Raw genomic sequence first — 11,993 nt, 5'->3', positions numbered from 1 at the left:
CACGTAGATTGAGCGGATAACAACTTATATAGAGCGTTTAAAGATTTGTTTGAGCGCGGCGGCTTCGCCTTGCTTGATTTAGTTCAACCGCATGGTCGTATGAGCGGATCCCACGGTTGATAGAGCGACTCAGCATGAGGGTAGAGCGGATACGTGGTTTGATAGAGTATTTCCGAACGTAGATTGAGCGGATAACATCTTATATAGAGCGCTTAAAGAAAGGTTTGAGCGCGGCACAGCGGTGGCGGCTTCGCCTTGCTTAGTTTAGTTCAATGTCCACGTGATCATACCACCACAATAAACGAAAAAAACTGCCCCTAAAGGGCAGTTTTTTTATCGTTTAATCAAATACCGTACATAGTTTTGCCAAGGTGTCGTTTTCCATTTGTCCCATTCCGGTAGATAGAGCGGAAGTGGGTGGTAGACAGATTGGTGCTCGAGGCTGCTGTCCAGATCTTCGTTGTGCAATGCGACCATTCCTGGTTCGACGCCTGTTGCGAGGACTGTTCGATCAAGGGATGTGAATGGTGCGTCGACGATGTTTTGGACTGCTCGTCCGTTGTTGTCTAGCGTCCATACTTTTGCATTGTTTTCGTATTTATCTGTTAGCCAGTTCGTTTTAACACTCACCACTTGGTTGGCTTCGTTCGTTTGAATAAACGTGTTGACATTTGTGCCGAACGGCAAGTTCATTTGCTCGTCGTACGGTGCAACGCGTACTTCGTAATATGCTAGTGGATTGTCTTTTTGTGTATTGCCTAAGGCTTTATACGCTTCTAGCCATTCGTCTTCTTTCGCAGGCACTTTGGATACCGATACGATGACTCCATTAATGGTCGAAATGTCATTCGGATAGTCCGGTGTGATGCGTTCTTGGACTTCTGCTAGTTTCTTTTCTTTATTCGTTAAAGCAGGTTTACCTTCAGGAGAATCGTTTACTTCTGGATTGGAAATAGTGCCATCCGGGTTCGTGATTGTTCCATCAGGATTTGTTGTTGCATCATCTGGATTCGGCGTAGCTTCAGGTGTTGCATCGGGATTGGTCGTGCTATCCGTATTCGGAGTCTCTGTAGTTGGCGCTGTCTCCGTGTCTGGTTTGTTTTCCGTACCTGAATCATTATTCGAACTGTCGATGCTGCTGTCTGGTGTAGATACCGGTGCATCCGGCTTGTCGACTGAACCGTCCGGGTTTCCGGATGTGCCGTCGAAATTTTCTTCCGGAGCATTTGATCCATCGTTTGAATTAACGGCTGGCGGTTCTGCATCTGTTCCGTCGATTTCCGTTTTCGGATCATCGTACGGTACGGTGCTTGGTGGTACGCCGTCAGCAGATAGAGACGCTACGGATTTACCTTTCGTACTGCTCGTTCCGTCTTCCATACCTTCTGGTTCTACAGGTTCCACTTGATCTTCTGGTTGTTGATTCGGATCAACTTTCGGTGTGAACGGTGTGTGAATCGAGTCATGCTGGATAGTTACCGGCGCGCCCGTTTCCACGTTTGGCCATTCGTTGTCGAGAACGTATGTGACAATCGTTTGGTCCGTGCTGTAAATATCGATCGATGGTGACTCGCTATCGCGTTTGATTGCTACGACATAGCCGCTAACCGGACTCGTCAATGCAGATTCATTCGGAATTTCCGCGAGCTGCGATTCAACAACTTCCGTTTTCCGTTGCACTTCCGCGAGATCACGTTCCGCTTCCGCAATTGCTTGCGCAAACGTTCCGTCTTCTCTCACTTCAATGCCCACATTCAAATTGACACGCACTTTTTTATCGTCGTTTGTGTCATAGTAATCGCTGTCGTTTTTCGAACCGCCCGCTGAGGACTGTTCATACTCGAGATTACTGATCGTTTGTGAAATCGAAGACGATTGATTTTGCAACGCGGATAGTTCCGACTCGAGTTCATTGCGCTTGGAATCGATATGATCCACTTTCAATGAAGCGAGCTCCGTTCCAAAGTCCACTGTCTCCCCTTCTTGAACGAGCCATGAATCAATGGTTTGGTCGTCTTTCAGGTAGATCGTATGCAAATCTTTCGGTGAAATGAACCCTTCTTTGTCGAGCTCTTTCTTGTAGTCATCCGCAGATAGCCGTTCGTACTCACTGACGTACTGCGCTTTCGGGATGACACTTTTTTCAGCGAACACCAAATACGTGTTCAATGCTAGGAATGCTGTAACGAGGACCGTCACGATGATATTTTGTGTCTTCATCTTATAGTCCCCCAATCATTAACAAGTTCAACATTTTTTCGATGGGAGCAAAGCCAACTGCCGCAGTGATCAATGCAAAGACCACATGCAAGGCGATTAACATCCACAATGCGTGCTTGCGGATTCCTTTATGCTCTACAACTTCTTCACCGACAAGTGACGTTTCCACTTTCGAGAAGCTGATGAAGCGATACTGAACCGCCACGATCAATGCAGAGAAAATCGTAAGTTGATTGACAAAAAGAATGATGTACCAATTATCCAAAAATGTGACCGCAAGTGGTCCGAATGAAAGAATCGAAACCGCTGCTGACTTTCCAGCAACCGCGAAAACCAGGAAATTGATGAGTTTTTCAATTAATAATAACCCCGTGACCACTAGCTGCAACTTCAGCAATGGCTTAAACGGAATTTTCGTCAGCATACTTAAAATCCATGCGACGCCCCAGAAATGGAACGACATGTAGATGATGGCCCAGAGTATGGCGCCGACTAATGCGGTGATGCGACCGATGGTGAATTCATCGAGCGAACCGTTCGCCAAGATATACGTCATCGTTCCTGTATTCATGCCCCACATATCGCGGAGGACGAACAGGATGATGCCCAAAATGAATACGCTAAACACACGGCGTTTGAATCCAGTGACGGTGCTTTGCCCAATTTCAACGGCAAGCCGGTCAGGATAAACTAGTGAACGCCAGTAACCGTAAGTAGAATACATATGTACTTCTCCTTTGCCTCCAACTTATTCGACTGATTATATCAGTTTCTATCTCTCTTACTTTATCAAAAAATGGCGAATTTGCAACGAATGTCTTGTTTTGTTGCAGAAATTGGTAGTATCGTCGAATAAAGTTAGAGAGTGAATTTGTGAGTACAGTAGGATTGAAGCTCCAGCTGGGGACGCTTTCCGGAGGGCGTGGCCCGAGCCGCTTCCCTCGCTTTCAGCTCAGTCCAGGGTCTCGAACTCACGCTGATCCTCCCGGAGTCGCCCCAGCTTCCGCTTCAATCCTACCTTTATAGTGGATGGATGTAGATCACTCACTAGAAATAGTATGTATTTTTTTCCAAATCCAAACTTAGCTCAGTTCAAGTAAAAATCCAACAGAAAAAGCGATTACAAGCAGAACTTCAATGAACCTTGATTAGTATCACCCGCTCAGTTTGCAAGGGATTGGAGCGTAGGAGGGGCGACTCCGGAAGGATCAGCCCGATCAGGTGAGACCACTAAAGGAGCACAGCGACTAGGGGGCTCACCGCGGGCCCTTCGGAACGCGTCCCCTCCGAAGCGCAAATCCCCTCACGTATCCTACGTCCAGCCTCTCCAAAAAAAAAACCCTAGTCCATTAGATTCATTTAATTATCTGAATGTTTCTAATCTAAAGAAATAGTATATAATAGGAAGTAATAGGGTCGGATGGCTCTAATTACAAAAAGGAGTGATGAGCGATGAACTTAGAGAAGACTATTGAGTTTACATGGCAAGACTTTGCACTAGGCCTGGGCGGATCGGGACTATTCGTAGTGGCGCTCCATTTCCTGACACTATGAGAAAACGTATAACACGACGCACATAAAAACACCTCAACGTCGACGCACATAAATGTGCTTCCAATTGAGGTGTTTTTAACGTTTTCTTGTGATCATCAAATGACACGCAGTCCTTCCATCAACTCCTTGAACAAGAGTTGGTTTTTCGTTTCTAGTGCATAATCTACCATTCTCTCCCAATTATCTTGCTCCAACTTCTCCACCAAACCGTCCGCTTCACGCATGTACTCTTCCTGTAGATGGCCTTCCAATCCCATCGCTCCTTCGAGTATAGTCGACAAATGCAAATGTAAATCGGAAACTAGCAACAATTGATAAAGTGGGATCCGTATAAACCGGTTTCCTCGCTGAAAGACGAATACTTCTCCTAAATTCTCAATCTGCAGACTTTTCGTATTGACAACGATTTCCTTCCCTTCTGCGGGGATGAATTGGAATACCTCATCATTTCGCTTAATCGAGAAATATTGATAAGCGAATACAAGGCGCAAGTTGAATTCTTCTTTCCTGGTGAAAAATGGCTTGATTCGCTGTACGACTAGCATTTCTTCCCCCTCCTCCTCAGTAATTTGAATTTTCCGATTATTATTAATATATCACATTGAAGAGGATTTTGTGCATGATATGAGTCGGAAAGCATCTAATATACCAAGAGAATTTTTCAGAAAACGGTCATAGTGGCGAATCACGCCGGCTTTTTAGGTTATTCATCACGCCCTACAAGAAAGATTTTGGACACCGGCTGATACTCGATGTTTCCCTCTTTCAATTGTTCCAGTAATTCTTCGCTTGCATCAACATTTGTTTTCTCGTAAGAAAAGATCATTTGATTGTTTGTGTAGGAGATGACGACTTGCTTGAAGATCATCTCGTCACGCGTGACGTTATACAAATATGAAACTTTCCCATTCGGATCATGGACGGATTTTTCGGAGTACTGTTCGAGAGACTCGAAGAAACATAGTTCACTGGCGATAACCGGTTCTGGTTTTTGTAATCGGTGACGTAATTGTGGAAAGTGTAGAATCAATTGCACTTTTTCTATCGCTTTCGCCTACTTTCTATTTTTTATCACAATCTTCTCATAATCTTGTAGAAAAACCTCAGAATTGTCATTTCGTCAATTCACATTGTTTAAATGACAATTTCACGAAATACCGGATTCATTTCTTATACGATGGCGAGAAAAACGGGTGATGAGAATGAGTTTCGGAACACAATTACGAGAATACCGCGATGAGTATTTACATATTTCACAAAAGCAGATGGCAGAGGATCTCGGAGTCGACGGTGCGACGATGTCTAGATACGAATCGAGTGAACGGGTTTTCCCGATTTATTTAGTGCCACTTATAAAGAAAATTTATAATATACCTGATGACGTGTTGCTGGCGATGATTTTGGACAAACCGTTAAAGACGGTACGCCCTTTTTCGAATCAGACGCTCGACAGTACCGCCACGTATGAAAAAGGTTTTCTAGCGCAGTATGGATCATTAATTGAAAGCGAGCCACTGTTGAAAGAATTTATTTTACGAGCAAATTCATTGGACCACGAAAACCGCCAGTTGTTGCTGTCAGGCATGTTGAACCTCATGCAGTTGTTCGATAATCAAACAGGTAAATGAAAATGGATTGTTTTTATGCCCCTCAAGTTGTGGTAAAGGACTGAAAAAAACGGTATAATAGGAGGAATGCTTAAGTAAGGAGTGGATTCGGTGGCCATCACTATTGAACGTATCGCAAATATGCACGAATCACAAATCGAAGAATTCATGAATCATATTAAACATACATTTCAACCGTCTGTCCCTGCACAGGCGGAAATTATACGCAAGGCTGCTTCACTTGTACGTATGAACGCAATTGGTGCGTATCGCTACACGGAAACCGAGCAATCCTTAATGGCTAATATTTCGGGTACAGAGTCCGAATTTGCACGTCTTTCTTTCATGACGATGGAGCCTTACTGCACTTGTGCCGACGGAGACTGGTGCGCGCATCAGATCGCGGTCGTTTTCCATTTGTACTCGCAGTTTCATTCATTATCCGATTGGCTGAATACATGGCGCCAGTCAGGAACTGTGCAGACACAGTTGTCGATCAATGAGCGGACGCCGGAAGCTTGGTTGAACGCATTATCCGCATTAGTGAAGCCGCTAACCGAGTTGAGTCCGAGTGACGGACCGACCGGATTCTTGCATTATGCTTCAAAAATTGAACACCAGAAGACGCGGCTTTCTCCTTTTGAATGGGAATGGAAGCCGCTCTTTTCGCTGTACTATCAGCTAACGTTATTACGGGCGGCGTGGCCTTTCCTAAAAAGCGAGCTTTCAGCGAACGATTCCTATCATTACGGCAAATGGCAGCTGACGATTTGGCTTAATGAACAAATGTCCGAAATTAAAGCGGGTATTAAACAGCTAAGTTCGAAATCACGTCTATTTGAGACGGATGCATTCCATGTGAAGTTGAAAGATTTGATTCATTCATTCGCAATAGACGAAGATGGTTTATTCTCGAAGCGTTTTGAAGCGTTCCGTCTTGTCTATACTGAGCTGTATTCCGATGAAGCTGAATTGACAGAGGAGATTGAACGCCTGCAAAAGGAAACGGCAGAAGACGCGCCATTGTTCCGTGCGTTTCTCTATTTGACGTCAGGACGTTTTGACGAGCTCGATGAAGAACTGAATACTCTAGACGCTACCGCTGTTCCCCAGTGGTTGGCGTTTGCGCTTTATGCGAAGGAAGATGAGGATTTTGATATCGTGCAGTCGATTATGCCGCAATTGCTTCCTCATTTAGCCGAGCATTATCAGCAACTTGCGACGCGTAACCGTTCAGCATTTGCTGAGGATATCGATGAGTTACTAGCGCTATCGGATGTTTCAGAAGCGCAACGCGATCAACTATTCCAATCATATGGACCGGAAGCTAGTCGTGCGTATGGCAAGTTTTTATTCGAGCGTAATCGTTACGCCGAATGGGCTGCGCTTATGCATTTAACTCGTGGATCCGTCGATATGATCGATAGCTCGGCGATGAAGACGGCACTCGCGGAAGATTCGCAAGCGGTGTTCCCTCTCATGCATGCCGAAGCATTGAAATTAGTTAAAGAGAAAAATCGAGATAGCTATCGCCGTGCAGTACGTTTGTGGAAGCAAATGAAAACTGCTGCGAAACGCGATGGTCGCAATGAATTTTGGAACCGTTATGTCCATACAGTCCGCCAGCAATTTCCACGTCTGCGTGCACTGATGGAAGAGATGGAGAAAGGAAATCTACTTCTATGACCGATTCGAACATCTTACAACTTTCATTAGAGTTAACGTTACAAGAAGGACAGGACGGCATCTTCGTCGTGTCCGCAAATGTCGCAGGTGAAACGCGCAAGATTGATGCGGACATGTTGGTGTCGTATTTATTTTATTCGGATGAACCTACGATGTACGGCATGCTAGTTGAGCAGCGTGATAATTGGCTCGATGTATCGATCGACATGTTACTGCGCTTGTTTTCGGCTGGTAGTCATCCGTATGTGCAATACTCCGGTGCGACTTCAAGCGATCAACAAGTACTGACAGACATTCGCGAAGCCGCAACGTTGTGGAATGACGCTGCGTTGTTTTCATATGTTGAAGCGACGGAATCTGGACTGTCGTTTGATCTCGACAAGACCCATCTATCCGAGCAGGCTGGACGCTATATCTCGCTTGCGATGCGTGGACAGTTGGCGACGCTTGGTGTCTCGATGGCAGACTTCCCTGCTTTGTTGCCACACTTCAAGCAGTACGGATGGCCGAATACTGAGAAGTCGAAGTTACCGTTCCGCGTAGCCCTTCGTTTGACGGAGCCGGATATCGATGAGACGGATTGGTTGCTTGAGACGATCCTCATTAGTGATCGCGGAGCACAGTGGTCACCAGCGATCGGTAAAATTGCAGGCTCGATTGAAAATGCTTTGCCAGCGAAACGTAAACCATATGCAGAAGATATTGAAGAACGTCAAGCCGAGATGGTCGGGATTTTCCGTTCTGTCGAATGGTATGAGCCGAGACAGTTTATGCATGTGCCGTTAAATGATGCACAAGTGCGGATTTTCATTCAGGAAGATCTACCGCTTTGTCAGGCATTTGATTATCCGGTTATTTTGCCGGCTTGGTTAAAGACTGTCACCGAGACAAAGTTGAAGATTCGGACGTCTGCCGGTATGCAGTCGTATCGTTCGTCAGCAAGTCTCGATCAAGTGTTATCGTTTGATTGGCAGTTTTCACTCGCTGGGGAAAAGATCGACAAAGATCAGTTCCAGAAGATGGTTGATGAGAACCGCGAGTATATCCGTGCAGGCGACGAGTGGTTCCATTTGGATCCCGCGTGGCTGAAACGGATTCGTGAGTTGATGGAGCAAGTGGACGACGGTGAGTGGACAGTGAAAGATTTGCTGTTCAATGAAGTGCCAGAAGAGATTGCGCCTGTTTATGACGAAGAGGAAGAAGACGATTCGTTAGTAGCGTTTTCGATGCAGCAGTCTTTACGTAAAGTGATGAATATGCTGCATGACAAGAAAGGGTTGCCGCCTGTTCCGGTACCTGAGACGTTGCATGCCGAGTTGCGTCCGTATCAGCAAGAAGGTTTCGAGTGGCTTCATTTCATGCGTGATAATAAATTCGGTGCGGTGTTGGCGGATGATATGGGTCTTGGGAAAACGGTCCAGCTCATTGCGTATTTGCTATATGTGCATAATTTACCGGAAACGGACTCCCCTTCGCTGATTATTTGCCCGACGAGTGTTATGGGTAACTGGCAGAAGGAGCTTGAGCGTTTCGCGCCTTCATTGAAAGTACATGTACATTACGGAACGAATCGTGCGCGTGAAGAACAGTTTGCGGATATCATAAACAAGCGTCAAGCGCATATTATTTTGACGACGTATGGTACCGCTACGCAAGACGGCGAGATGCTGTCGATGTATGAGTTTGCGAATGTTTCTATTGATGAGGCGCAAAATATTAAAAACTTACAGACGAAGCAGTCTCGCGCAATCCGCAAGTTACGCGGTCGACATCATATCGCGTTGACAGGTACGCCGATCGAGAACCGTTTGTCGGAGTTATGGGCTATTTTTGATTTCATTCATAAAGGGTATCTCGGCAGTTTCCGTAAATTTAGTGAAGAGTTCATCGTGCCGATTGAGCGTGATGATTTGGAAGCGGAGAAACGGAAATTGCGTGCACGAATTCAGCCGTTCATGATGCGCCGGACGAAGAATGATCCGGAGTTGCGCTTGAACTTGCCTGAGAAGCTCGAGCAAAATGAGTATGTACCGCTGACGCCTGAGCAAGCGGCATTGTATGAGAGTTTTGTTTCGGAGACGAAATTCAAACTTGAGACTTTGACTGGATTTGAGCGCAAAGGCTTGATCTTGAAAATGCTTAGTCGTTTGAAGCAATTATGTAACCATCCGGCATTATTCCTGAAAGAACCGCCAGCCCCTGCTGCCGAGTTGACGACGCGTTCCAATAAAATGGCGCGAATCGTTTCAATGGCAGCGGAGATTGCGGCGAACGGTGAGCAATGCTTGATCTTCACGCAGTATATCGGCATGGGGCAGATGATTCGTCAATGCTTGTCGGAGCTGCACGGAATTGATGTGCCGTTCTTGACGGGTAGTATGCCAAAAGGACAGCGTGATGCATTGGTCGAGGCGTTCCAAAACGGGGAATTCCCGATTTTCATCCTGTCATTAAAAGCTGGGGGCACCGGCTTGAATCTGACGCAGGCGAATCACGTATTGCACGCAGACCGTTGGTGGAATCCGGCTGTGGAGAACCAGGCAACGGATCGTGCGTACCGTATCGGGCAGACCAAATTCGTGCATGTGCATAAATTTGTAACTGTCGGGACGATCGAGGAAAAGATTGACGAAATGCTCGTCGAGAAGGCAGCATTGTCAGCTGATTTGATTCATTCGAGTCAGTGGTTGACGGAGCTCAATGATCGAGAGCTCGAGGATTTGCTGACGTTTAATTAATATTGACCATTTGGACCTGTATCGAAATCGGATGCAGGTCTTTTTGTATTCATTTTACATCGGAGGGTAGGAGGAAAGGGTTGGTGTTGATTGTTTCAAGGTAATTGATGCGCTCGTTTAGGTTGGCAATAATGCGGATCAGCTGGCCAATCTGGTCTTCGAGACGCTGGATATCTAGTTTTTGCGCGACTATAGGTGTGCTGTGCATGTGGGCTTCATCCTTTCTATGAGCGGGTATGTAATGCCGTCAGCTCGCTTCGTGGAAGTGGTCTCCGACAAAACGAGCGACGGATGAGTTGGCGTAAAATTGATTCAGTTCCTATGCTGAATGTACTCCCGGCATCACAGAGGATTGGGTCCCCACCCGCTCTTGCTTCTGCCGAGTCATGCTAGTTGGCGAATATGCTTGTAGTGTCGTGTAGTTTTCTCTTTTTTCATTTCTCTTCAGTTGTGTGGCATCCATTTCTTTTCAGGAATTGATCAGCAACGGATATGCGACGGCGGATCTGCCCTGGTCTCCCTCCCCCTTTCGTTTTGGAACTGGTTAGAAAATAGGTAGTGCGGTTTCGGCCGGTTTTGCTTCTTCAAAACGTTTGGGCTCAGTAGATGAATGCGTTTTCATTTTTGCGTGTTGTGTTTTTGGTGATTTCGACAAGAAGCGGATCTCATTGCACATGACTTCCGTGACATATACTTTCGACCGATCTTCGCGTTCGTAGTTCCGGGTCTGAATACTTCCACTGACGCCTACGAGTGATCCCTTGCCACAGTGACGGACTAGGTTTTCGGCGGATCGTCCCCAGACGGAGCACAACACGAAGTCGGTTGCCACTTCCCCGTTTGCGTTTTTGAAGCTGCGATTGATAGCGAGGACGAACGTGGTGTTGACACGTCCTGATGCGTGTTCTTTTAATACGAGGTCTTTGGTGATGCGCCCTACTAAAGCCACTTGGTTCACGAGTTGGTTCCTCCTTTCTTTGTGCTGCCCTTATCGTAATCTACATAGGATCTTATTGGCAAAGCGGCAAAATTGAATTTTGATAGGATTTTCGGCGTGGTTTTTCAATTTTCATTCGAAGGAATTTCGGGGTTTTCGCGGTGGTATGCGATTTCTGTATGACGAGCAATACGGCATTTTTGAATTCTCGAGTATTTTGAGATTTTTATGCTATACTTGGGAAAATTGTACCGAGGTGATGGAATTGAAGACGTTTAAAATGATTTCGGTGGAAGTGGTTCAGGAGAGCGGCGTGCTTGCCTTTCCGCTGTTTGACGGCATTATCATCAACCAGGAGAACAGTCATCGCTTGTGGGTGCTTGAGCTTTTCATTGACGCCAAGCATAAGGACATTATGGATAAGTGGAAAGTTGAGGAGACGTTGCTGACCGTGCGCGTCGTGATTTCGTATCCTGGCAACGAGCCTGCTTCGTTCGATGTGGCAGTGGAAAACTGGCGTCAAATTGGCGACCGGATTTCCGTGTTAATGAAGGGCCGTTTGAAGCGTGTCCGATCGAAGTATCCGGAACATTTGTTGGAAGAGTTGCTGGATGAAGGTTTGGAAGGCGATGCGTTGCTCGAGCAATTCCAAACCGCTATGTGGGATCGGCCGAGGTTGAAGCGTGATACGGAGCTTGATGAGATGACGAAGTTGTGATGGGGTTTTGATGGATGGATGATTGCGATGGATGGGCTACCCTTGTTTGGGTGGCTTTTTTTTAGGTTTTGGGAGGCTGGGGATTGAGCGGATACGAGGATTGATAGAGCACTCGTACACTGGCATTGAGCGGATAGGCGGATGTATAGAGCACTCGCCGAAGTGCATTGAGCGAATGGCGCGTGCGATAGAGCGCTTGGGAGGATACATAGAGCGGCTCGCGGAGTTTGAGCGGTTACGAGGCTACATAGAGCACTCGCATACTGGCATTGAGCGGATAGGCGGATGTATAGAGCACTCGCCGAAGTGCATTGAGCGAATGGCGCGTGCGATAGAGCGCTTGGGAGAATACATAGAGCGGCTCGCGGAGTTTGAGCGGTTACGAGGCTACATAGAGCACTAGCATACTGGCATTGAGCGGATAGGCGGATGTATAGAGCACTCGCCGAAGTGCATTGAGCGAATGGCGCGTGCGATAGAGCGCTTGGGAGGATACATAGAGCGGCTCGCGGAGTTTGAGCAGATATCAGACC

10 protein-coding genes are annotated in these 11,993 nt (G+C 46.5%); 4 read left to right on the top strand and 6 right to left on the bottom strand.

Features of this window, described 5'->3' with window-relative positions:
• Positions 1 to 333: 333 nt before the first annotated feature.
• The 4 genes from CSV64_RS16135 to CSV64_RS16120 form a co-directional block, all read right to left on the bottom strand.
• Entirely contained in the window at positions 334 to 2,220 is a 1,887-nt protein-coding gene (locus CSV64_RS16135) for a hypothetical protein (protein ID WP_099635622.1), read from the bottom strand.
• 1 nt (position 2,221) lies between these two features.
• The gene (locus CSV64_RS16130) at positions 2,222 to 2,944 is read right to left on the bottom strand and encodes a hypothetical protein (protein ID WP_099635621.1); all 723 of its coding nucleotides are present in this window, start codon (positions 2,942 to 2,944) and stop codon (positions 2,222 to 2,224) included.
• A 925-nt stretch (positions 2,945 to 3,869) separates the two neighbouring features.
• On the bottom strand, positions 3,870 to 4,319 hold the full coding sequence (locus CSV64_RS16125; protein ID WP_099635620.1) for a transcriptional regulator: 450 nt from the start codon (positions 4,317 to 4,319) through the stop codon (positions 3,870 to 3,872).
• A gap of 158 nt (positions 4,320 to 4,477) precedes the next feature.
• Positions 4,478 to 4,810 carry a hypothetical protein gene (locus CSV64_RS16120; RefSeq protein ID WP_099635619.1) on the bottom strand — a complete coding sequence of 111 codons (333 nt, stop codon included), beginning with the start codon at positions 4,808 to 4,810 and terminating at the stop codon, positions 4,478 to 4,480.
• Positions 4,811 to 4,976: 166 nt separating this feature from the next.
• Between CSV64_RS16120 and CSV64_RS16115 the strand changes: the two genes are divergently transcribed.
• From CSV64_RS16115 to CSV64_RS16105, 3 genes are all read left to right on the top strand, one after another.
• Positions 4,977 to 5,402, top strand: coding sequence for a helix-turn-helix transcriptional regulator (locus tag CSV64_RS16115; protein ID WP_099635618.1), 426 nt, complete (start codon positions 4,977 to 4,979; stop codon positions 5,400 to 5,402).
• A 90-nt stretch (positions 5,403 to 5,492) separates the two neighbouring features.
• A complete protein-coding gene (locus CSV64_RS16110) occupies positions 5,493 to 7,067 on the top strand; it encodes a hypothetical protein (RefSeq protein WP_099635617.1) in 1,575 nt (524 codons plus the stop codon).
• Positions 7,064 to 9,805 (top strand): DEAD/DEAH box helicase, encoded by a 2,742-nt coding sequence (locus tag CSV64_RS16105; RefSeq protein WP_099635616.1) that lies wholly within the window; start codon positions 7,064 to 7,066, stop codon positions 9,803 to 9,805. Before CSV64_RS16110 ends, CSV64_RS16105 begins: the two co-directional genes overlap by 4 nt.
• 49 nt (positions 9,806 to 9,854) lie before the next feature.
• Here the strand turns inward: CSV64_RS16105 and CSV64_RS16710 are convergent, their stop codons facing one another.
• Together CSV64_RS16710 and CSV64_RS16100 are read right to left on the bottom strand one after the other, a co-directional pair.
• A complete protein-coding gene (locus tag CSV64_RS16710; protein WP_158233063.1) occupies positions 9,855 to 10,013 on the bottom strand; it encodes a hypothetical protein in 159 nt (52 codons plus the stop codon).
• 336 nt (positions 10,014 to 10,349) lie between these two features.
• Positions 10,350 to 10,763: a single-stranded DNA-binding protein gene (locus CSV64_RS16100; protein ID WP_099635615.1), complete on the bottom strand. Its 414-nt coding sequence runs from the start codon at positions 10,761 to 10,763 to the stop codon at positions 10,350 to 10,352.
• Positions 10,764 to 10,908: 145 nt separating this feature from the next.
• On the opposite strand from CSV64_RS16100, the gene CSV64_RS16095 reads away from it, so the two are divergent.
• A complete protein-coding gene (locus CSV64_RS16095) occupies positions 10,909 to 11,460 on the top strand; it encodes a YwpF family protein (protein ID WP_369823549.1) in 552 nt (183 codons plus the stop codon).
• Positions 11,461 to 11,993 lie beyond the last annotated feature (533 nt).

It is taken from the genome of Sporosarcina sp. P32b, from assembly GCF_002743335.1.
Taxonomy (GTDB): Bacteria; Bacillota; Bacilli; order Bacillales_A; family Planococcaceae; genus Sporosarcina.
Note: the sequence above shows the minus strand (reverse complement) of the source record. Positions and strands in the feature narration are given on the sequence as shown.

Coding starts and splice junctions, on each gene's coding strand:
- CSV64_RS16710 (WP_158233063.1), bottom strand. CDS start 10,013: ATGCACAGCACACCTATAGTCGCGCAAAAACTAGATATCCAGCGTCTC.
- CSV64_RS16105 (WP_099635616.1), top strand. CDS start 7,064: ATGACCGATTCGAACATCTTACAACTTTCATTAGAGTTAACGTTACAA.
- CSV64_RS16115 (WP_099635618.1), top strand. CDS start 4,977: ATGAGTTTCGGAACACAATTACGAGAATACCGCGATGAGTATTTACAT.
- CSV64_RS16125 (WP_099635620.1), bottom strand. CDS start 4,319: ATGCTAGTCGTACAGCGAATCAAGCCATTTTTCACCAGGAAAGAAGAA.
- CSV64_RS16135 (WP_099635622.1), bottom strand. CDS start 2,220: ATGAAGACACAAAATATCATCGTGACGGTCCTCGTTACAGCATTCCTA.
- CSV64_RS16130 (WP_099635621.1), bottom strand. CDS start 2,944: ATGTATTCTACTTACGGTTACTGGCGTTCACTAGTTTATCCTGACCGG.
- CSV64_RS16095 (WP_369823549.1), top strand. CDS start 10,909: ATGCGATTTCTGTATGACGAGCAATACGGCATTTTTGAATTCTCGAGT.